This is a genomic window from Salipiger pentaromativorans (genome assembly GCF_024721115.1).
Lineage (GTDB): Bacteria > Pseudomonadota > Alphaproteobacteria > Rhodobacterales > Rhodobacteraceae > Salipiger > Salipiger pentaromativorans.
Window position 1 is genome coordinate 33699 of sequence record NZ_JAMDHK010000024.1, and the last position, 20436, is coordinate 54134.

Sequence of the window (20436 nt, forward strand, 5' to 3'; positions counted from 1 at the left end):
TGTGACATTTTTTTGGTCGGCACGGATTTCTGCAATTATTCCAGACCGGAAAGCTGCAACAGATAAGCGCCGTAATCGTTCTTGCGAAAGGTCTCGGCGCGGGCGCGCAGCGCCTCGGCGCTGATCCAGCCCTGCTGGAAGGCGATCTCGTCCGGGCTGCCGATCTGCTGGCCCTGCCGCTCGCTCAGCGTGCGCACGAAATTGCCCGCGTCGAGCAGGCTCGCATGGGTGCCGGTGTCGAGCCAGGCGAAGCCGCGCCCCATCTGCTGCACATTGAGCAGCCCCTCGGCCAGATACATCTCGAGAAGCGTGGTGATCTCCAGCTCGCCCCGGGCGGATTTCTCGACCCGTGCGGCGCGCTCCGGCGCGCTGCCGTCGAGGAAATAGAGCCCGGTCACCGCATAGCGCGAGGGCGGCTGCACGGGTTTCTCGATGATGGCGCGGGCCCTGCCCTGGGCATCGAAATCCACCACGCCATAGCGTTCGGGATCGGCGACGCGATAGCCGAAGACGGTGCCGCCCTCGGGCTGGGCCTCGGCCGCGGCCAGCAGCTCGGGCAGCCCGTGGCCGAAGAAGATATTGTCGCCCAGCACCATGGCCGAGGGCGCGCCGTCGAGGAAATCGCGCGCCAGCAGATAGGCCTGCGCCAGCCCCTCGGGCTCGGGCTGCACGATATAGGTGAAGCTCAGCCCCCACTGGCCGCCATCGCCCAGCAGGCGGCGGAACTGGTCCTGATCCTGCGGGGTGGTGATGAGGGCGATCTCGCGGATGCCCGCCAGCATCAGCACGCTGAGCGGGTAATAGATCATCGGCTTGTCGTAGATCGGCAAAAGCTGTTTCGACAGCCCCATGGTGATCGGATAAAGCCGCGTGCCCGACCCTCCGGCCAGAATGATCCCCTTGCGCGCGTTCATGGCTGCCCTCTGCCTAGCGAGATGTTTTTGCCTGCCCGAGCTCTGTCAGAATATCCGCCAGCCCGGCCTTCCAGTCCGGGGCTCTAATGCCGAAATCCGCCGTCAATGTGGCGCAATCGAGCCGCGAGTTGTGCGGCCGTGCCGCGGGCGTGGGATATTCCGACGACGGAATGCCGGTGACGGCGACCGCGCGCCCGGCTTGGGCAAAGATCTCGCGCGCGAAATCCGCCCAGCTCACCGCCGGCTGCCCGGCGAAATGATAGGTGCCGCCGCCCTGCCCCGCGATCATCGCCTCCCCCATGCTCAGCAGCGCCCGGGCGATGTCGGCGGCGGGGGTCGGCCCGCCGGTCTGGTCCTCGACCACCCGCAGCGCGTCGTGGCTTTCCGAGAGCCGCAGCATGGTGGTGACGAAATTCCGCCCATGCGCCGAGACCACCCAGGAGGTGCGCAGGATGGCATGGCGCGCCCCGGAGGCCCGCACCGCCTCCTCGCCCGCCAGCTTGGTGCGGCCATAGGCATTGACCGGCGCTGTGGCATCGCCGGGCTGCCAGGGCCGCTCCCCCTGCCCGTCGAAGACGTAATCGGTCGAGACATGCAGAAAGGGAATCCCCAGCGCCGCGCATTCCCGCGCCAGGACGCCGGGGGTGTCGCCATTGACGACCCGCGCCTCGGCCTCATGCGCCTCGGCATCGTCCACCGCCGTCCAGGCGGCGGCATTGATCACCGCCGCCGGCGCATGGGCGCGGATCTGCGCCGCGCAGGCCTCGGGGTCGGAGAGATCGGCCTCGGCGCGCGGCAGAAAGACTCTGTTTCGCTGCGAAACACGTTGCGGCACCCGCGCCAGTTCCCGCGCCACCTGCCCGCTCTGCCCGAAGATCAGCAGGCTCATGACGCGGCCTTCCCGGTGCCCAGCCGCTGGCCCACGCCCTTGCGGGCCTGTAGCGGGCGCCACCAGGCTTCGTTGTCGAGATACCATTGCACCGTGCGTTCCAGCCCCTCCTCGACCGTCACCGAGGGCCGCCAGCCCAGCTCGGCCCGGATGCGCGCGGGGTCGATCGCATAGCGCGCATCATGGCCGGGCCGGTCGGTGACAAAGGAAATTTGGCTGGCATAGGGTCTGTCCTGCGGGCGCAGCCGGTCGAGGATGGCGCAGAGCGTCTGCACCAGCTCGAGGTTCGTGCGCTCGTTCTCGCCGCCGATATTGTAGCTCTGCCCCAGCGCGCCCTTTTCCACCACCAGAAGCAGCGCGTCGGCGTGATCCTCCACATAAAGCCAGTCGCGGATATTCTCGCCCCGCCCATAGATCGGGATCGGCTTGCCGGCGAGCGCGTTCAGGATCACCACCGGGATCAGCTTTTCGGGGAAGTGGTAGGGGCCGTAATTGTTCGAGCAATTGGTCAGCACCACCGGCAGCCCGTAGGTCTCGTGCCAGGCGCGCACCAGATGGTCCGAGCTGGCCTTCGACGCCGAATAGGGCGAGCGCGGGTCGTAAGGTGTAGCTTCGGTGAACTTGACCGCCGGGTCGGCAGGCAGCGAGCCGAAGACCTCGTCGGTGGAGATATGGTGAAAGCGGAACCCGTCTGGCCGGCCCTCGGCCTCCCAATAGGTGCGGGCCGCTTCCAGCATATTGTAGGTGCCGGTGATATTGGTCTCGATGAAATCGCCCGGCCCGTCGATCGAGCGGTCCACATGGCTTTCGGCGGCCAGATGCATCACCGCATCGGGCCTGTGGGCGGCAAAGATCCGGTCGAGCGCGGCGCGGTCGCGGATATCGGCCTGCTCGAAGGCGTAAAGCGGATCGTCGGCCACCGGCGCCACATTGTCGAGACAGGCGGCATAGGTCAGCGCGTCGAGATTGACGACCGCATGGCCGCGCGACACCGCCAGCCGCACCACGGCGGAGCCGATGAACCCGGCGCCGCCGGTGACCAGCAGCTTCATGCCGCGCCCTCCGCATAGGCGAAGGGGCTCTGCCACTCGGCCAGCGGCGGCGCGGCGGCGTCCTTGTCGCTGAGAAACACCTCTCCCGCATGGTTCCAGTCGATGCCGCAGCTCGACCAGAGCACCGCGCCCTCGCTTTCGGGGCTGTAGAAATCGGTGCATTTGTAGATGATCTCGGTCATCGGTTCGAGCGTCAGGAAGCCGTGCAGGAAGCCTTCGGGGATCCAGAGCTGGCGGCCGTTCTCGAAGCTCAGCTCCTCGGCCACCCAGCGCCCGTAGGTCGGGCTGCCGCGGCGCATGTCCACCGCCACATCCAGCAGCGCGCCGCGGCCGCAGCGCACCAGCTTGCCCTGGGCATGGGGCGGCGCCTGGTAATGCAGCCCGCGCACCGTGCCGGCCTGTTCAGAGAGCGAATGGTTGTCCTGCACGAAGGCGATGTCGAGCCCGGCCTCCGCCATGCGCCGGGCGTTCCAGCTTTCGGAGAAAAACCCGCGCCCGTCGGGAAAGCGCCGGGGGGTGAGGATCAGCACGTCGGGAATGGCGGTCTGGGCGATGTCCATGAGGTCCTCTCCGTGGTCGCGGCGCCGGGGCTCAGCCCGGCTGGTGATGCGGATATTCGAACAGCTCGAAATCCGCCGCGTAAAGCGTTTCGACCAGGGCGCGCAGCCCCGGCTCGGCATAGAAATCCGGGCCCTCCTTGGGCCGGGACGAGGCGTTGCGGCGCAGCCCCTCGAGCCGCGCCGGCAGCGGCCGGTCCAGCCGCGCGGCCACGGCGCGGGCGAAGGGTGCCAGTTCCTCGGTGCGGCCCACCAGATCGGGGCGGTAGATCCCGGGCCGGATGTGCAGCGCCTGCGGCATCCAATGCGCATCGAGATCCTCGGCCCCGAAACTCTCGGCGCTGTCGCGCAGGTAATGCAGGAAGCGCGAGAACCCCTGCGGGGTGCCCGCGTCGCGGTCCCAGTCCATGCCCGCCAGCGCGTTCATGCGGATGCGCTCGGTCAGGAAGCGGCGGTCGCCCAGCTCGTGGCTGCGGCAGAGATAGAAGAACCCCGACAGCGCCCGCGCATAGGGGTCGCGCACCGTGGCCAGGGTCAGGCCGGGAAAGCCCAGCACATCCGCTATCGCGCCGCCGGCGGCAAAGGCATTGCCCCAGAGCCCGCTCTGCGAAACCTGGAATAGCGCAAAATCGGGGTGCTGGTTGCCGGTCTCGCCCTGAGCGACGCGGCAGGTGAAGGGGGTGCCGTATTCCAGCTCGAACATCAGGTTCAGCACGAAGGTGTTGCCGGATTTGCCGTTGAGCTGATAGCGCCAGGCGCGCGAGGGCGGGAACCAGATGTTCTGCACAAAGCGCTGTGCCGCGGCCACCGAGCCGAAGGCCTCCGGAAAGACCGCCATCAGCGCCGGCACCGGATCGGGCGGCGGCGTGGTCCGGGACAGCGCCCCGAAGCGTCGGTCCTGCAAATCGGTCATCTCCGGCCCTCCTGTGCCCGGATCCAGCCCAGAAAGGCCGCATCGACATTGTTCAGCCGTGGCCGCCCGGTGTCTTCCCACCAGGCGCGCCACTGCGCCGCCAGCGCATGCACATCGGCGCCGGGCCGCAGGCGGCGCGCGGCCTCCAGCGCCTCTTCCGAAAGCAGCACCGCCCTGCCCCCGCTCCGCGCCGGAGCCACGAGACGTTCGACCAGGAGCATGTCGCCCGGCAGTTCCTGCAAGCGGTAGTCGGGCAGGTTGCCGTCGGCGGCGATCTTGCGCAGCGCCGCGCGGAACACCCGCAGCGGCGCCGCCGAGCCGGTCTTCTTGTGCAGCACCGGCACGCTCACCTGCCAGCGCGGCTGGCGGCCGCAATGTTTGCGCGCCAGCTCGTAGAGCCGCCGCTCCAGCGGCTTGCGCAGGCGGAAATAATCGCGGCTCAGCGTCAGCACCGATTTCGCCAGCACCGCCCGGAACAGCCAGTCCGACAGCGTCACCGTGACCGAGACCATGCGCCCGCCCCGGCTGCGGCGCACGATCTCCCAAGCTTCGATCAGGCCGAAACCGCTGGTGGTCTCGGTGCCCCCCGTCGCCATATTGGTGGTGATGCGGGTGCCGGCGAGGCGCTCGAAGGCCTCCTTCAGCCGGGTATAGGCATCGCCCGAGGTGTCGCGGTTGGTGGCCACCAGCAGGTCATGCGCCTTGAGCTGGAGCGTGCGGGAAATCTCGCGCCCGGCATTCAGCGCCGCCATCAGCTGGCTGATGCAATAGATCAGCACATCCTTGTCGTGGATCGTGGCGCGGCCCTTGACCGAAGGGGTGACCTCGATGGTGGTGCCGTTGTGCTCGTAGGAGAGCACGCGCCGGTCGGGCCGGGTGGAAAGCGAAAAGATCGGATGCTCCATCGAGCCCAGATCGTCCTTGGGCGCAGCGTCGAAAATATCGCAGACGAAGAAATCCGCCGTCGGGTGACGGTCGGGCAAAAGCCCGCCTGCGCCGCCTGTCGCTGTGCCTGTCGCCATACCGCTCACTGCCCTTGCCGACCCCGTTTTCTGCTGTGCTCGTTATCGGGGTTTCAGTGACACCCACCCTAAAGTTTTCCACAGGCTGCGTCCAGCGCATCAGCGTGGGATCGGAGTCGGAGAAGCGTGGGATTGGAGTCGCCTGAACGTGGGATCAGAGTCGCCTTGCCTCCACAGAAGGCAGAATTCCCCTTTTCTGATAGGGCTTTGAGGACAGGCTTCAGATCCCGTAACGATTCAACTAACAAAATTTAACAGCACAAAGCGGCAAAACCCCCTGCCCCGCACAGGTCCAAGCCTCCGAATCTGCTAAGAAAACCGCGGGATGTTCACCTTTTTCTTTCATGTGCTGCGTTTTTCGGTATTCTAACCGAAACAGCGCACATTGCGCATAAAGACCAGCGAGCAGACCTCATGAGAGCTTTGGGAAAACCGGATCAGCCATCCGACCTGCCCCCCTATTTCAACCTCGATCCCGATGCCGCGCTGGCGCAGCTCGGCGCGCCCTCGGACACCGCCGCCTTTGCCCGCATCGCCCAGGCCTGCGACGCCGGGCGGCAGGACCTTGCCGGGCGCGGGCTGGAGGAGGGCGCGGGGCGCGCGCTGCGGCTGTTCTCCACCTGGGAGATCACCCGCTATCTGATCCCTGTGGCGCAAGGGCATTTCCGCCGGGTGCTGAAGCAGAACCCCGAGCTGCCGCAGGGCCGGTCCGAGACCGAGGGCGGGGCGAAATGGTTCACCCTCGACGAGGTGCTGCGGCTGCGGGCACATTTCGCCGCCGAGGGATCCAAGACCAAGGATTACCTGCCCTGGCGTCCCAAGGGCCTGCCCGCCAAGATGGTGGCGGTGGCGAATTTCAAGGGCGGCGTCGGCAAGACCTCGACCGCGGCGCATCTGGCGATGAGCGCCGCGCTCGACGGCTACAAGGTGCTGGTGGTCGATCTGGACAGCCAGGGCTCGATGACCTCGATCTTCGGCGGCAAGGTCGCGGACGAATGGCAGACGGTGTTTCCTCTCATCGCGCGCCATTACGGCCAGCACCTGCGCGCCGAGAACCAGCGCCGGCTCGACCGGGGCGAGGCGCCGCAACCGCTCGACGACACGCTCTCCGAGGCGCTGGAGATCCGCGCCCCCGACATCGTGCAGGAAACCCACTGGCCCAATATCGACCTCATCGGCGCGCAGCTCAACCTCTACTGGGCCGAGTTCCAGATCCCGGTCTGGCGCATGGCCGGGCGCGGCTGGAAGCTCTGGGATGCGCTGACCGAGTGTTTCGAGGCCGACGGGCTGCTCGACCAATACGACGTGATCTTCCTCGATACGCCTCCGGCGCTCGGCTATCTCACCATCAACGGGCTGGCCGCGGCTGACATCCTGCTGGTGCCGCTGGGCGCCTCGTTTCTGGAGTTCGATTCCACCGGGCGTTTCTTCGACATGCTGCATTCCACCTTCTCCTCGATCGAGGAGGCGGAGAACGTGGCGGCGCGCGCGCTGGGGCGCGAGGGGCTGAACTTTCAATGGGACGCGGTGCGCGCCGTCATCACCCGCTACGACCGCACCCAGCAGGCCGAACTGGCGGCGCTGTTGCAGGCTTATCTCGGCCCGGTGCTGTCGCCGCACCGGCAGGATTTCACCGCGCTGATCGGTCAGGCGGGCGAGCAGGTGCGCGGCATCTACGAGGCCGATTACCGCGATTTCAACCGCGAGACCTATGCCCGCGGCCGCGAAACCTTCGACGCTACCTATGCGGCGCTGAAACAGCTGCTGCTGGGAAGCTGGCGGCGCGACGAGCTGGCCGCCCGTGCGGCGGCGGAATGACCATATGAGACTCTGTTTCGCTGCGAAACGCCGCTGCGTTCGCCGGGGTTACCGGGTCTTTACCACGCTCTGGCGGGATGGCCCGCAGCGCAGAGACTGAAAAGGAGACCGCCATGGCCAAGCGCAAGCGCCTCTCTCCCGCCGCCGCCTTGGGCGATCCGGCACCGCTTTCCGCCGCCGCGCCGGAGGTGAAATCCATGGGCGGCGCCCTGCCCCGCCGCACGCCCCCCATCGCCGATGTGGCGGCGGGGGCCGCGACCGCCGCCGCGCTCGACGAGATGGCCGAGCGCTGGGACGCGGCGCGCAAGGAGGGGCGGCTGGTGCTGGAGCTGCCGCTGGCGCAGATCGAGTTGCAGCACCTTCAGCGCGACCGCCTGGCGGAGGACCCCGAAGAGGCCGAGGCGCTGCGCGAGAGCCTGCGTCGGCGTGGCCAGCAGACTCCGATCGAGGTGGTCGCCCTGCCCGGCCGCGCGGCCTACGGGCTGCTTTCGGGCTGGCGCCGCTGCCGCGCGCTGAAGGCGCTGCACGAGGAGACCGGCGAGGAGAAATTCGCCACGGTGCTGGCGCTGCTGCGCCGCCCCGAGGATGCGCCCGCCGCCTATCTGGCGATGATCGAGGAGAACGAGATCCGCGCCGGGCTCAGCCATTACGAACGCGCGCGCATCGTGGTGCTGGCCGCCGATCGCGGTGTGTTCGGCTCTGACAAGGCGGCGCTGGCGGCGCTTTTCGCCTCGGTGCCGCGCGCCCGGCGCTCGAAGATCGGCAGTTTCATCGGCATCGTCCGGGCGCTCGGCCGGGCGTTGCGCTTCCCCGAAGCGCTGAGCGAACGGGCGGGGCTGGATCTGGCGCAGCATCTGCGCGATCGTCCGGGGCTGGCGCAGGAGATCGCCCAGGCGCTGGCCGAGGCCGCGCCGGAGGACGCCGCGGCGGAACGCGCGGTGATCATGGAGTGCCTCAGCCGGGCCGACAGGCGGGCGGCGGAAGAACAGACCCTGTCCCGGCCTGTAGAGACAAAAACGCCGCCCGAAACGCTGGCGGAAACCCCGCATCTGCGCCTGCGCCGCGACGGCGCCCGGCTGATCATCGACGGCCCCGGCGCCGATGCGGATCTGGCCGCCGATCTGGCCGCCTGGCTGGCGGTCCGCGCTGCGGAGTAGAGGCTTTCCGGCCTCCCTGCCCGCCGTCTGTCCCGCTGTGTGTCCGGAGGCCGGGCGCGACACGGGAGGCGGGTCTTTGCCGGCCTTTCCGGACCCGGTTTAGAGTCGCATTCCCCGCGATTGTTTCGCAGCGAAACATGCCGGGCCGGGCGCGGCTGATGCGGCGATGTTTCGCTGCGAAACAATCGCCGGAAGCCCGCTTGCCTCCCCTGCCCCGTCCCCGTAAGCGAGAGCGAAAAGATCAGGAGACGACCGGTGCTGCTGGGCAGGGTTTACCGCATCTTTCTGCGCTACGCGGAGATGAACATCGCGCTCGACCGTCCCGGCGCGGAGCTGCGCGACGGCGAGGGTGCCGCCTATGGCGAGATCGCGCGCATCGCGCTGCGCCGCCACCGCATCCATGTGGAAGGCTGGGCCGAGGCCGAGCGCATCGGACTGGCCATCGGCCGCACCCGCGCCTGGGTGGTGCCCGATCTGGTGCGCGCGGGCAGCGCCCGGCGCGGCTTTACCCTCGACATTCCCTGTGAGGCGGGGCCCATCGAGCTGCTGGCCGAGCGCGGCGGCGAAACGCCGTCCCGGCAGATCCTGCCGGGCTTTTCCTCCACCGCGCTGCTGCGGGCCCGCCTGCCCATGGCGCTGCGCTTTGTCACCACGCTGGTGGCGCTGGCGCCGGTGATCTACCGCTGGAAATGGCAGGGCGATCTGGGCGCGCGCGAGGTGGTCAAGGAGCGGCTGGGGCTGGTGCCGCGCTCGGACGCGACCGAGATGACCCCGGCGCTGCTGATGACATCGCGCCCTGCCCCGCCGCCCGAGCGCCCCGCCACGCTGATCCTGCCGGTCTACAACGCCTTCGACCTGCTGCCCGAGGTGCTGGACCGCATCGCGCGCCATTCCGGCACCGCCTGGCGGCTGCTGGCGGTCGAGGATGCCTCGCCCGACACGCGGGTGCGGCCCTTCCTGCGCGACTGGTGCGCCGGGCGGGATCAGGTGACGCTGCTGGAAAACGACGCAAACCTCGGCTTCATCGGCTCGGTCAACCGCGGTTTTGCCGAAGCGCTGGCGCGCTGGCCCGAGGATCCGGTGGTGCTGGTCAATGCCGATGCGTTGGTGCCTGAGGGCTGGCTGCCCCGGCTGCTGGCACCGCTGTCGGACCCGCATGTGGCCTCGGTCACGCCGATGTCGAACGATGCCGAGATCTTCACCGTGCCGGCGATCTGCCAGCGCAACGATCTGGCGCCGGGCGACGCCGATGCGCTCGACGCGGTGGCGGCGGGGTTCCACCCGCAGGCCGGGCTGGCGGAGGCGCCTACCGGCGTGGGGTTCTGCATGGCTCTGGCGCCGCAGTTCCTGGCGCGCGTCCCGGCATTCGACACGGTGTTCGGGCGCGGTTACGGCGAAGAGAACGACTGGTGCCAGAAGGTGGCGGCGCTTGGCGGGCGGCACCTTTGTGCGCCCAATGTCTTTGTCGAGCATCGCGGCGGCCAGTCCTTCGGCAGCGCCGACAAGCAGCGCCTGCTGGAGCGCAACCTGCGGACGCTCTCGGGGCGCTATCCGGGATACGATGCCGAGGTGCAGGCGTTCATCCGCCGCGATCCGCTCAACACCCCGCGTCTGGCGCTGGGGCTGGCGCTGGCGGCGCGGCGGCAGGCGGGGCCGGTGCCGGTCTATCTCGCCCATGCCATGGGCGGCGGCGCCGAGCACTGGCTGCAAGCGCGGATCGCCGAGGCCACGCAGGCAGGCGGCGCGGCGCTGGTGCTGCGCGTGGGGCAGGGGCATCGCTGGAAGCTGGAGCTCTACACTCCCGAGGGGCTGACCCAGGGGCTGACCAACGATTTCGCGCTGGTCGAGGCGCTGGTGGCGGGTCTGCCGCGCCGGCGGATCGTCTATTCCTGCGGGGTGAACGAGCGCGACGCGCTGGAGCTGCCGGGGCGGCTGCTGCGGCTTGCCGGGCGCGGGCCGGGGGCTGTGCCGGAAGACGCGCAGCCCGTCGAGATCCTGCTGCATGATTTCTTCCCCGTCAGCCCCTCCTACACGCTGCTGGGCCGGGACGGCGCCTATCATGGCGTGCCGGTCGCGGGCGGGCCGCTGGCGGGCGATGCCGCGCATCGCTACGAACGCCCGGGCGGCGTGATCGCGGAGCTGGCCCAATGGCAGGCGGAATGGGGCGCGCTGATTTCGGCCGCCGAGCGGGTGGTGGCCTTCTCCGGTTCCAGCCGCGACATCCTGGCGGAGGCCTATCCGCAGGCGGCGGAGAAAACCGAGGTGATCCCGCACCGCCTGCCTGCGCCGCCGCCGCGCATCGCTCCGGGCGGGCGCGCGGGCGAGGCGCCGGTGATCGGCGTGCTGGGCAATATCGGCGTGCAGAAGGGGGCCGCGCTGTTGCAGGCGCTGAGCCGCGATCTGGCGAAAAGCGGCGCGGCGCGGCTGGTGGTGCTGGGCCATCTCGATCCGTCCTACAAGCTGGCGCCGCCGAGCCTGGTGCATGGCAGCTACGAGCTGCGCGACCTGCCGGGCCTTGTGGCGCGCTACGGGATTTCCGGCTGGTTCATGCCGTCGATCTGGCCCGAGACCTTCTCCTTCACCACCCATGAGATGCTGGCCACCGGCCTGCCGGTCGCCAGCTTCGATCTCGGCGCCCAGGGCGAGGCGGTGGCCCGCGCGCTGGGGCAGGGGGCGCCGGGGGCGGTCTTGCCTCTGCCCGAGGCAAATCGTATGGACCCTGTCAGCCTTCTGGCCGCCCTCGGGCTGGCCAAGGCGTGACCGAGCCCAAACCGACGGACCGACCCCATGTCTGACGACAGCGCGCTGATCCTGCATGTGGGCATGCCCAAGGGCGGCAGTTCGGCGTTGCAGACCGCGCTGAGCCGCAGCCCGGATCTGGAGCGGCCCGGCGGGCGGCGGCTGCGCTACAGCAGCTTGCAGCAGGTGGGCGGGTTGCGCCGGACCTTGCAGGGCGAGAGCCTGCGGCAACTGGGCCTGCTGTCGGTCTATGGCTACACGAGCTGGCCCAGCATCGGCCCCCGGGATCCGGCTGCCGCCGCGCCGGTGCTGGAGCAGTTGAACCGGCTCTGCCAGACGGGGCAGGAAGGCGGGGATCTGCCGATCGCCTCGAACGAGGGCTGGATCAGCCAGCCGGAGATTTTTGCGCGGGCGCTGGCCAACTGGGGCCATCCGCCGGTGGAGGTGGTCGCCTTCCTGCGCCCGCCGGTGGATTGGGCGAATGCGGCCTTCTGGCAATGGGGCGTCTGGCACGCGCGCAATATGGGCCACTGGCTGGCCCGGGGCGAGCGCTACCGGTTCGGGATCGACCTCGAATCCTGGGCGGAGATTCCCAATGTGCGGCTGCGGCTGAGCGGTTTCCGGCCGGATGTGGTGGGCAAGTTCGCGGCGCTTTACGGCGTCGATCTGCCCGGCGGCGGGACAAGCAACAGCTCATCGCCGCCGGCGCTGATCGGCTTTCTGATGCGCAACCGGCGGTTCCGCGAAACCGCGCATGATTCCGGGGCGGAATTCGTCTTTCAGCGCTGGTGCCCGCCGGTGCCGGGGCGGCGGCTCTGGGCGATCCGCTGGAAGCATATGTACGATCTGCGCGAGACCGTGGCGCGGAACCGCGACGCGCTGGAGCGCATCGCCACCGGGGCGGAATTCGCCGAGATCTGTTCCGATCCGCGCTGGTGCAGCGAAGAGCCCTATCACGCCGAGATCGAGCAGGGCCCCTCGCCGCTGGACGACCGCGCCGAGATGGCGGGGCTTTACACGGCGCTTTGCGCGGGGCTCGAGCGGGCCTCGGAGGCGGCCGGGACCGCCTTGGGCGGGCCGCTGCCGGGCTGCCCGCCGGAACAGGCCGATCTGGAGCGCTGGGACGCGGTTCTGGCGGCGCTGATGGAGCGGTTGCAGCAGGCGGATGCCTCGGCCCGGCGCAGGCTCTGGACACGCGAGGCGGGCACGCTGATCCGCAACCGGGGGCGCGGGCTCTTGCCCTGGCGCCGGGGCGGGCGCTAGGCCGCGCCCGAGACCGCGCCTTCGGCGGTCCAGGCCGGTTCGGGCGGAAAGAGATCCCCCGCGATGCCGAGAAAGCGCTGCGCGATCTGGGCGTTCTTCCGGCGGTAAAGCGCCCAGATCGCGTGCCGGGTCTCGTCGGAGAGCAAGTCGTGTCTTTCGAAGGCCCGGGCGGGGTGGGCCTTGACGATCCGCAGGCGTTCGCGGCGCAGCGCCTCGGGGGCATCGGCGAGGCGGCGGTTCGCCGCGAGCATCGCCGCCAGCCCTTCGGCCGAGAGGCCGGGATTGCGCGGCGCCTCGAGTGGGCGGAACCCGTCGCCTAGGTCGATGCCGGTGAGCGCCGCCATATCGGCGATCACATCCCCGGCGACGAGCTGGTCGGGCAGGTAGCGGCGCAGGGTGATCGCCGCATCTCCGAGCCCCAGCGCGATGGTGTTGAGATAGTGCTGATATTCCAGCCGGGGGGCCATCTGCGCCATGCAGTCGAAGAGATCGCGCCGTTCGCCCGTTGCCTTGACATTGTGCCGGTAGAGCGCGGCGATCATGTCCGCCTGCGGCCGCAGATAGGTGACGACCCGGATCTCGTAGCCGGCGAAGATCCGGGCGATGAGCCGATAGGGCGCGGCATTGGGCAGGCGCGGGTAGGGCAGGTGCGACAGCGTCTCGGAAGAGACCAGCACCCGGTCCAGCCCCGAGGCGTCGGCCTCGGCGCGCAGCGCCTGCCAGAGCGCCTCTCCGCTTTCCTGCTGGCGCAGCGCCAGCGCCAGCTCGTGATGGCCCCAGTTGCCGGGGTTGGGCGAGAGGCCGGTATCGGGATAGAGCAGCCCCTGCCGCGCGAGCACGCGGCGGTTGTCGAAGAAAGCCTTCTGCAGACTCGTCGTGCCGGTCTTGTGCAGACCCGTGTGGATGAACAGCGTGGGCATGGTGTCAGCGGCTCAGGAGGTCGCGGTGATAGCGGCGGAGCAGCATGAGACCCAGCGTCAGGGATATGATCGCGACGAGAGAGGGGTAAAGCAGGCTGACATAGGGGGCGTCATAGGTGGGGTAGAACCCCCGCCGCATCAGCCCGATCGGATGGACGAGCGGATTGTACCAGAGATAGTCCCGAAACGGCAGCGGCACGTCGTCGAAGAGGAATATAACCCCGGAAATGATGAACAGCGGGCGTGTGACGATGCTCCAGCCCTTGTGATAGAGCGGGAAGCGCGAGAACAGATAGCAGTTCAGCGTCCCGATGCCGAGCCCGAGCATGATCATCAGCGCATAGGATTGCAGGATGATCGGCAGGTCCGGCGTTGTCCGGGTTTCGAGCACGATCATGATGCCGCCGAGAACGATGTATCCGACCAGAAGTTTTGTGATCACATCCAGGATGAGCCGGGCCAGGATCGCATCGACGAAGGTCACCGTGGGATAGGCGAGCAGCGGTCTCGAGTAGTTCAATGCCCCGGCCACCTTGCCCTGGAGGCTGCTGAACATGATGAAGGGCATCATCCCGGTGGAGTAGAACATCGGAAAGCTGATCCCGAGGCTGGGCGCGCGCATGAAGGCCGAGAAAACCACTGTCAGGACCATGACCCCGGCGACCGGTTCCAGGATGGCCCAGATATAGCCCCCCGGCGAGCGACCGTAGCTGGTGGCCATTTCGCGCAGCATAAGCGCGCCGATGGCCCGGAAGCTGGCGAATCTGCGGTTGGTGGGCAGATCCGGCTTGATTGGGGGGGCAAAGTTCTTAACGGTCATGTCTGGAGCCCGGGAAGCTGGTATCTTGTTATTGGTAAGTGTACTATCACCGCGTTCTGACAATTGATATTGCTATGGGGTCAGTTTGACACAACCCGCCAAGGACAAAGCCGCCGCTGGGGCTCAGGGCCCGCAAAACAAGGCGGCTGCGCCCGGCCATTCCCGCCCGACCCCTGTCGCCGCCGTGCCGGAACAGGCCCCGGCCGCCCAAAAACCGGCCCCGAAGCCGGGACCCGGCCAGGCGGCCCCCGGACAGCGGCCTGGGCAGAAATCCGCCCAGCCGCAGAAACCTGCCCAGAAACCCCAGCCGCAGCCAGGCTCCGCCGCAGCCCGGGCACCGGGCCAGCCGCGCCCGCCGGTGGGCCGCGCCCGATGGCAGCGCCGGCACTGGATGATGATGATCAGCTTCGTTCTGGGAGTGCTGCTGCCGAGCGCCGGGGCGGGCTATTATCTCTGGGCGGTGGCGGTGGACCAATACGCCTCCAAGGTCGGCTTTACCGTGCGCCAGGAGGATGCCACTTCGGCGGTCGAGCTGCTGGGCGGGCTGTCGAACCTGTCGACCTCGAGCTCGTCGGACACCGATATTCTCTACGAGTTCATCCAGAGCCAGAAGCTGGTGGCCGAGATCGACCGGGACATCGACCTGCACGCGATCTGGTCGAAACCCGAGAACGACCCGGTCTTCGCATTGACCCCCGATGCCCCGATCGAGCAGCTGGTCGATTACTGGGAGAACATGGTGCGGATCTCCTACGGCCAGGGCAGCGGGCTGATCGAGGTGGAGGTGCGCGCCTTTACCGCCGAGGATGCCACGCGGATCGCCCAGGTGCTGCTCGACAAGAGTTCCGAGATGATCAACGAGCTGAGCGCCGTGGCCCGGGCCGATGCGATCGGCTATGCCCGCGACGAGCTCGACGAGGCGGTGGAGCGGCTCAAGACCGCGCGCGAGACGGTGACCCGCTTCCGCAACGCGAACCAGATCGTCAACCCCGAGCTCGACCTGCAGAGCCAGGCGGGGCTGCTGGGCACGCTGCAGGCGCAGGAGGCGGAGGCGATCATCGAGCTGGATCTGCTGCGCGAGACCGCGCAGGGCAGCGACCCGCGGGTGGCGCAGGCCGAGCGCCGGCTGGAGGTGATCCGCACCCGCATCGCCGCCGAGCGCCAGAAGCTGGGCTTCGACGGCCAGCACGGGCGCGGGCAGGTCTTCGCCGATCTGGTGGGGGAATACGAACGTCTGGTGGTCGACCGGGAATTCGCCGAACAGGCCTATGTCTCGGCGCTGGCCGCCTATGACGGGTCGCTGGCCGAGGCGCGGCGCAAGAGCCGCTATCTGGCCGCCTATATGCAGCCCACGGAGGCGGAAACGCCGGAATATCCCCGCCGCGCGATGTTGCTGGGGATGGTGGCGCTGTTCCTGTTCCTGCTCTGGTCGGTCGTGGTGATGGTGGCCTATTCGATCAAGGACCGGCGCTAGGACGGCGGAGCGCGGGGATGATCCATTTCGAGAACGTCACCAAGATCTTTGCGATGGACGGTAAGCACAAGACCGTCATGAAAGATGTGACCATGACCTTTCCCACCGGCCGCTCGGTGGGGCTTCTGGGGCGCAACGGGGCCGGCAAATCGACCCTGCTCAGAATGATCGCGGGGACCGTGCCGGTGACCTCGGGGCGTATCAGTTCGACCGGCACGATCTCCTGGCCGGTGGGCTTTGCCGGCTCGTTTCACAACGAGCTGAGCGGCGCGCAGAACTGCCGCTTCATCGGACGGGTCTATGGCGTGGACACCGACGAGCTGATCGATTTCGTCGAGGATTTCGCCGGGCTCGGCGTGCATTTCCACCTGCCGCTCCGGACGTATTCCTCGGGGATGAAATCGCGCCTGGCCTTCGGCACCTCCATGGGGATCGCCTTCGACACCTATCTGGTCGATGAGGTCACCGCGGTGGGCGACGCCTCGTTCCGGTCGCGCAGCGACACGCTGTTCAAGGCGCGGATGCGCAATGCGGGATCGGTGGTGGTGAGCCACTCCATGGGGCAGATCCGCCAGCTCTGCGACGCGGCGGTGGTGCTGGAAAACGGCGATCTGACCTTTTTCGACGATGTCGACGAGGGCATCGCCTGGCACGAGAGCAATATGCGCCGCCGGGCCTGAGCCGCCCGCCCGCCGCCCGCCCGTGCCGCGGCTTTGACGAAAATCCGCGTGGCTTTCCGTAATTTGGCCCGAAAACGCCCCCGCGCGCACCATGCCGCGCTGCCAGCCTGTGCGGCATCGACACAGGCAGCGGAGTGTTCAGGATGGTTGCCCTGCGCCACGTGACCACGCAGTTTTCCGATCTGGCGGCGTTCATGACCTCGGTCAGCGGGCTGCAGACGGCCGGATCCGGCGGGTCGCTGAAACTGTACAGCCTCAGTGGACGGGGCGGCGGGCTGATGGTGTCCGACGCGGACACGCTGTCGCGGCTCGATACCGGGCAATATGCCGCCTCCGCCGGGCTCGACGCGCCGCGCGGTCTGCTGATCACCGAGATCGGCGGCCAGCAGACGGCGGTGGCCTTCGGGCGCTACGGCGTCGAGCTGGAGACCTGGCAGCTCAGCTCCTCGGGCATGGCGGCGGGCCGCGGCGCGCTGCGCTTCGAGGGCGGCACGCCCGACGCGCTGCTGGCGCTCGACGAGGTGACGCTGGGCGGCACGCGCTATTTCGTCAGCGCCGGGCGGCTGAGCGAGGGGCTGTCGGTCTGGCGGCTGCAGGGCAGCACGCTGGTCAAGCTGGCGCAGGACCCGGGCGCGGCGGCGCCGGGGGGCAACGCGGTCAACGATCTCGAGATTGTCACGCTGGGCGGGCAGACCCGGGTGCTGGCGGTCTCGGCCGAGCAGGATGCGGTCTATAATTACCGGCTCGGCGCCGGCGGCGCGCTGGAGGATGTGCAGCGGCTCGATCTGCGCGACGGGCTCTATCTCGACACGCCCACCCATATCGAGGTGGTGACGGTGGCGGGGCGGAGCTATGCGCTGATCGGCGCGGCGGGCAGCGGCTCGCTGGCGGTGGTGGCGCTGACCGCCGAGGGCGGCATGCGGCCCACCGATCTGGTGGGCGACGATCTGGCCACGCGCTTTGCCGGCATGACCGTGCTCGAGACGATCGAGGTGGCGGGGCAGGTCTATGTGGTGGCCGGCGGCGGCGATGACGGGCTGACGCTGATGACGCTGCTGCCGGGCGGCCGGCTGCTGCATCTCGACACGATTCCCGACGATCTCGCCATGGCGCTGACCGATGTCACCGCGCTGACCCTGGCCGCCGATGCCGGCGGAATCGACATCTTCGCCGCCGGGGAATGGCCCGAGGGGCCCGATGGTGCCGGCGGCGGGCTGACCCAGCTGCGCGCCGATCTCGGGCTGGTGGGCGAGACCGTGCAGCTTGGGAACGCGGCGGATCTGTATAACGGCACCGGCGGCAACGACCAGATCCATGGCGGCGGCGGCAACGACACGCTGCGCGCCGGCGCCGGGGCGGATGTGCTGATCGACGGTGCCGGCGCCGACACGCTGACCGGCGGGGCGGGGGCGGATGTCTTCGTCTTCACGCCGGACGGGGAGACCGACCGGATCACCGATTTCGAACCGGGGGTCGACCGGCTGGAGCTTTCGGCCATGGGGCGGTTCTACAGCGTCGGCGACGTGACCATCCAGAGCACCGCCCATGGCGCGCGGATCCTTTTCGGCGGCGAGGTGCTGCGCGTCGACAGCGCCGACGGGCGCGCGCTGACGGCGGCGGATTTCAGCATCGAGGACCTGCGCGACCTGTGGCACATCGACAGCGCCGCGCTGCCGGTGGCGGCGCTGTCGATGGCCGGCGGCACCGGCGCCGATCTGCTGGAGGGGCGCGGCGGCGCCGATACGCTGAGCGGCGGGGCCGGGGGCGACATCCTGCGCGGCATGGGCGGCGACGACATGCTTCTGGGCGAGGCCTATGATCCGGTCTTCGACGCGGCGGCGGCGCGGGTCTTTCGGCTCTATCAGGCGACGCTGGACCGGGCGCCGGATCAGGGCGGGCTGCTGAACTGGAGCGCGGCGCTGACCGAGGGCGGCCGCAGCCTGGTCTCGGTGGCGGCGGGATTCACCAATTCGGCGGAGTTCCGCAACACCTACGGGGCGCTCGACAATGCCGGTTTCGTCACCCAGCTTTACCGCAATGTGCTGGAGCGCGAGCCCGATGCGGGGGGGCTGGCCAACTGGGTGGCGCGGCTCGACGGCGGCATGAGCCGGGCGCAGGTGGTGGCGGGGTTCTCGGAAAGCGCCGAGTTTGTCCGCGACAGCGCCGCCGGGGCGCTGCGCTTCAGCGCCTCGGGCTTGCAGACCGACTATGCCGACGATGTGTTCCGGCTGTATCAGGCGATGCTCGACCGGGCGCCGGACGAGGGCGGGCTGCGCAACTGGAGCGCGCGGCTGGCGATGGGGGAAAAGACCTTTCTCCAGGTGATCGAGGGGTTCGAGAACAGCGCCGAGTTCCAGAACACCTATGGCAGCCTCGACGACGAGGGTTTTGTCACCCGGCTTTACAACAATGTGCTCGACCGCAATCCGGATGCGGGGGGGCTGGCCAATTGGGTGGCGCGGCTCGAGGATGGCATGAGCCGGGCGCAGGTGGTGCGCGGTCTGGCGCAGAGCGCCGAGTTCCAGGCCTCGTCCGAGCCCGAGCTGCTGCGCTGGACGCGGGCGCTTGGCATCGACGACGCGCTCGAGGGCGGCGCGGGGTCGAATGTGCTGTCGGGGGGGCTGTTCTCGGATTGCTTCGTGTTCGATGTCGGCGATGGCGGGCATCACGAAATCGCCGATCTGGAGCGCTGGGATTATCTGCGTTTCGACGGGTTCGGCTATGACAGCCCCGACGATCTGCGCGACCATATGGTCGAGGAAGACACGGGTGTGGTGTTTTCCGATCAGGGGGTGACGGTGGTGTTTGTCGGGATGAATCTGTCTGATATTGCTGACGATATGTTCATCTTGTGATGGTATCGGGCCCCCAGGTCATCCATCGCGATCCACTGGAGGCAGAAACACCGCCATGCCCATCGTCACCCGCGCGCCCAGCGATTTCGAACAGCTCATGCTGGAATATATCAACCGCGCGCGGGCCGATCCGGAGGGCGAGTTCGACGTCTTCATCGCCGATGCGGCGACCGGCACCGGCGTGCAGGAGAACATCACCAGCGCGCTGGATTTCTTCGGGGTCGATCTGGATGTCTTCCTGGCGCAGATCTCGGTGCTGCCCTCGGTGGCGCCGCTGGCCTGGAACAGCGCGCTGGCGCTGGCGGCCGACGGCCATACCCAGGCGCTGATCGACGCCGACGCCCAGTCGCACCAGCTTCCGGGCGAGCTGCCGCTTGACGAGCGGATCGAGGCCGAGGGCTATGTGAACTGGTCCTATCTGAACGAGAACGTCTATTCCTACATGCAGGATCCGCTGCACGGGCATGCGGCCTTCTTCATCGACTGGGGCTATGGGCCCGACGGGATGCAGGATCCGCCGGGGCACCGCGACACGATCATGGCCTCCTATCTGACCGAGGTCGGGATCTCGGTGATGGCCGCGCCGGACGGGCCGAGCGTCGGGCCCTGGGTGGTGACGCAGGATTTCGGCTCGACCTGGGGGTATCAGGCGCAGCTTGTGGGCGTGGTCATCGACGATGCCGATGGCGACCGGTTCTATGACATGGGCGAGGGGATGGGCGGCGTCACCGTGACCGCCACCAGCAGCTCGGGCCAGGTCTATACCACCACGAGCTGGGACTCGGGCGGCTATCAGATGGTGCTGCCCGAGGGCAGCTATACGGTGCGCTTTTCGGGCGGGGCGCTCAGCGGGGTGCTGTCCTACCAGCTCGAGATGGGCGGAGAGAACGCCAAGCTCGACGGGGTCGCGCAGGACGGCTCATCGGTGCCGGGCGTGGTTCTGGGCACCCCGGACAGCGAGATCCTGACCGCGCTCGACGGCTATGGGCAGATCCTGATCGGCAATGGCGGCGCGGATGTGCTGGTCGGTGCGGCGGATGACAACACCCTGATCGGCGACGCGGTCGATGCGGCGGGGCTGCCCGAGCTGGGCGCGCAGGTCTACCGGCTCTATCTCGCCACGCTCGACCGCGTGCCCGACCCGACCGGCCACGACAGCTGGACCGAACGGCTGCTGACCGGAGAGAAGACGCTGCTGCAGGCGGCGGGCGGCTTCGTCAACAGCACCGAGTTCCAGAACACCTATGGCAGCCTCGACAACGAGGCGTTCGTCACGCTGCTGTATCAGAACGTGCTCGACCGCGACCCGGATGCCACCGGGCTCGCCAATTGGGTGGCGCGGCTCGAGGATGGCATGAGCCGG

The 20436-nt window shown here is 68.6% G+C and carries 16 protein-coding genes; 8 read left to right on the top strand and 8 right to left on the bottom strand.

Annotation, left to right across the window (positions count from 1 at the left end; translation table 11 throughout):
* Positions 1–35: 35 nt before the first annotated feature.
* The 6 genes from rfbA to M4578_RS24005 are packed head-to-tail and all read right to left on the bottom strand — an operon-like array spanning position 36 to position 5347.
* On the bottom strand, positions 36–914 hold the full coding sequence (gene rfbA / locus M4578_RS23980; RefSeq protein ID WP_258095676.1) for a glucose-1-phosphate thymidylyltransferase RfbA: 879 nt from the start codon (positions 912–914) through the stop codon (positions 36–38).
* A 13-nt stretch (positions 915–927) separates the two neighbouring features.
* A complete protein-coding gene (gene rfbD, locus M4578_RS23985; protein WP_258095677.1) occupies positions 928–1890 on the bottom strand; it encodes a dTDP-4-dehydrorhamnose reductase in 963 nt (320 codons plus the stop codon).
* Complete coding sequence (gene rfbB, locus M4578_RS23990) at positions 1800–2855, bottom strand: dTDP-glucose 4,6-dehydratase (RefSeq protein WP_258095678.1); 1056 nt, start codon at positions 2853–2855, stop codon at positions 1800–1802. Before rfbB ends, rfbD begins: the two co-directional genes overlap by 91 nt.
* Positions 2852–3415 carry a dTDP-4-dehydrorhamnose 3,5-epimerase gene (gene rfbC, locus M4578_RS23995; RefSeq protein WP_258095679.1) on the bottom strand — a complete coding sequence of 188 codons (564 nt, stop codon included), beginning with the start codon at positions 3413–3415 and terminating at the stop codon, positions 2852–2854. The genes rfbB and rfbC overlap by 4 nt, the downstream gene beginning before the upstream one ends.
* Positions 3416–3446: 31 nt before the next feature.
* Positions 3447–4325: a sulfotransferase family 2 domain-containing protein gene (locus M4578_RS24000; RefSeq protein WP_258095680.1), complete on the bottom strand. Its 879-nt coding sequence runs from the start codon at positions 4323–4325 to the stop codon at positions 3447–3449.
* Positions 4322–5347 carry a replication initiator protein A gene (locus M4578_RS24005; protein ID WP_258095681.1) on the bottom strand — a complete coding sequence of 342 codons (1026 nt, stop codon included), beginning with the start codon at positions 5345–5347 and terminating at the stop codon, positions 4322–4324. The genes M4578_RS24000 and M4578_RS24005 overlap by 4 nt, the downstream gene beginning before the upstream one ends.
* Positions 5348–5761: 414 nt before the next feature.
* On the opposite strand from M4578_RS24005, the gene M4578_RS24010 reads away from it, so the two are divergent.
* From M4578_RS24010 to M4578_RS24025, 4 genes are all read left to right on the top strand, one after another.
* Positions 5762–7165, top strand: a complete 1404-nt coding sequence (locus M4578_RS24010; RefSeq protein WP_258095682.1) for an AAA family ATPase — start codon at positions 5762–5764, stop codon at positions 7163–7165.
* A gap of 113 nt (positions 7166–7278) precedes the next feature.
* Positions 7279–8322 carry a ParB/RepB/Spo0J family partition protein gene (locus M4578_RS24015; protein WP_258095683.1) on the top strand — a complete coding sequence of 348 codons (1044 nt, stop codon included), beginning with the start codon at positions 7279–7281 and terminating at the stop codon, positions 8320–8322.
* Positions 8323–8577: 255 nt separating this feature from the next.
* Positions 8578–11082 (top strand): glycosyltransferase, encoded by a 2505-nt coding sequence (locus M4578_RS24020; protein ID WP_258095684.1) that lies wholly within the window; start codon positions 8578–8580, stop codon positions 11080–11082.
* Between the two features lie 27 nt (positions 11083–11109).
* Positions 11110–12324: a hypothetical protein gene (locus tag M4578_RS24025; RefSeq protein ID WP_258095685.1), complete on the top strand. Its 1215-nt coding sequence runs from the start codon at positions 11110–11112 to the stop codon at positions 12322–12324.
* Here the strand turns inward: M4578_RS24025 and M4578_RS24030 are convergent.
* Both M4578_RS24030 and M4578_RS24035 read right to left on the bottom strand, forming a co-directional pair.
* The gene (locus M4578_RS24030) at positions 12321–13244 is read right to left on the bottom strand and encodes a hypothetical protein (RefSeq protein WP_258095686.1); all 924 of its coding nucleotides are present in this window, start codon (positions 13242–13244) and stop codon (positions 12321–12323) included. The genes M4578_RS24025 and M4578_RS24030 overlap by 4 nt on opposite strands.
* A 4-nt stretch (positions 13245–13248) precedes the next feature.
* Positions 13249–14064, bottom strand: a complete 816-nt coding sequence (locus tag M4578_RS24035) for an ABC transporter permease (RefSeq protein ID WP_258095687.1) — start codon at positions 14062–14064, stop codon at positions 13249–13251.
* 391 nt (positions 14065–14455) lie between these two features.
* Here M4578_RS24035 and M4578_RS24040 point away from each other — a divergent pair, with 391 nt between their 5' ends.
* The 4 genes from M4578_RS24040 to M4578_RS24055 all read left to right on the top strand — a co-directional run.
* Positions 14456–15538 carry a KpsE/RkpR family capsule polysaccharide export protein gene (locus M4578_RS24040; RefSeq protein ID WP_258095688.1) on the top strand — a complete coding sequence of 361 codons (1083 nt, stop codon included), beginning with the start codon at positions 14456–14458 and terminating at the stop codon, positions 15536–15538.
* A gap of 17 nt (positions 15539–15555) precedes the next feature.
* Positions 15556–16218, top strand: a complete 663-nt coding sequence (locus M4578_RS24045; protein ID WP_258095689.1) for an ABC transporter ATP-binding protein — start codon at positions 15556–15558, stop codon at positions 16216–16218.
* Positions 16219–16361: 143 nt separating this feature from the next.
* Complete coding sequence (locus M4578_RS24050) at positions 16362–19073, top strand: DUF4214 domain-containing protein (RefSeq protein ID WP_258095690.1); 2712 nt, start codon at positions 16362–16364, stop codon at positions 19071–19073.
* 55 nt (positions 19074–19128) lie between these two features.
* On the top strand, positions 19129–20436 hold a 1308-nt coding region (locus M4578_RS24055; RefSeq protein WP_258095691.1), incomplete at its 3' end, for a DUF4214 domain-containing protein.

Excerpts from the sequence above, each read along its gene's own strand:
- rfbA (WP_258095676.1), bottom strand. The coding sequence starts at position 914 with ATGAACGCGCGCAAGGGGATCATTCTGGCCGGAGGGTCGGGCACGCGG.
- rfbD (WP_258095677.1), bottom strand. The coding sequence starts at position 1,890 with ATGGTATCTCGACAACGAAGCCTGGTGGCGCCCGCTACAGGCCCGCAA.
- rfbB (WP_258095678.1), bottom strand. The coding sequence starts at position 2,855 with ATGAAGCTGCTGGTCACCGGCGGCGCCGGGTTCATCGGCTCCGCCGTG.
- rfbC (WP_258095679.1), bottom strand. The coding sequence starts at position 3,415 with ATGGACATCGCCCAGACCGCCATTCCCGACGTGCTGATCCTCACCCCC.
- M4578_RS24000 (WP_258095680.1), bottom strand. The coding sequence starts at position 4,325 with ATGACCGATTTGCAGGACCGACGCTTCGGGGCGCTGTCCCGGACCACG.
- M4578_RS24005 (WP_258095681.1), bottom strand. The coding sequence starts at position 5,347 with ATGGCGACAGGCACAGCGACAGGCGGCGCAGGCGGGCTTTTGCCCGAC.
- M4578_RS24010 (WP_258095682.1), top strand. The coding sequence starts at position 5,762 with ATGAGAGCTTTGGGAAAACCGGATCAGCCATCCGACCTGCCCCCCTAT.
- M4578_RS24015 (WP_258095683.1), top strand. The coding sequence starts at position 7,279 with ATGGCCAAGCGCAAGCGCCTCTCTCCCGCCGCCGCCTTGGGCGATCCG.
- M4578_RS24025 (WP_258095685.1), top strand. The coding sequence starts at position 11,110 with ATGTCTGACGACAGCGCGCTGATCCTGCATGTGGGCATGCCCAAGGGC.
- M4578_RS24030 (WP_258095686.1), bottom strand. The coding sequence starts at position 13,244 with ATGCCCACGCTGTTCATCCACACGGGTCTGCACAAGACCGGCACGACG.
- M4578_RS24035 (WP_258095687.1), bottom strand. The coding sequence starts at position 14,064 with ATGACCGTTAAGAACTTTGCCCCCCCAATCAAGCCGGATCTGCCCACC.
- M4578_RS24040 (WP_258095688.1), top strand. The coding sequence starts at position 14,456 with ATGATGATGATCAGCTTCGTTCTGGGAGTGCTGCTGCCGAGCGCCGGG.
- M4578_RS24045 (WP_258095689.1), top strand. The coding sequence starts at position 15,556 with ATGATCCATTTCGAGAACGTCACCAAGATCTTTGCGATGGACGGTAAG.
- M4578_RS24050 (WP_258095690.1), top strand. The coding sequence starts at position 16,362 with ATGGTTGCCCTGCGCCACGTGACCACGCAGTTTTCCGATCTGGCGGCG.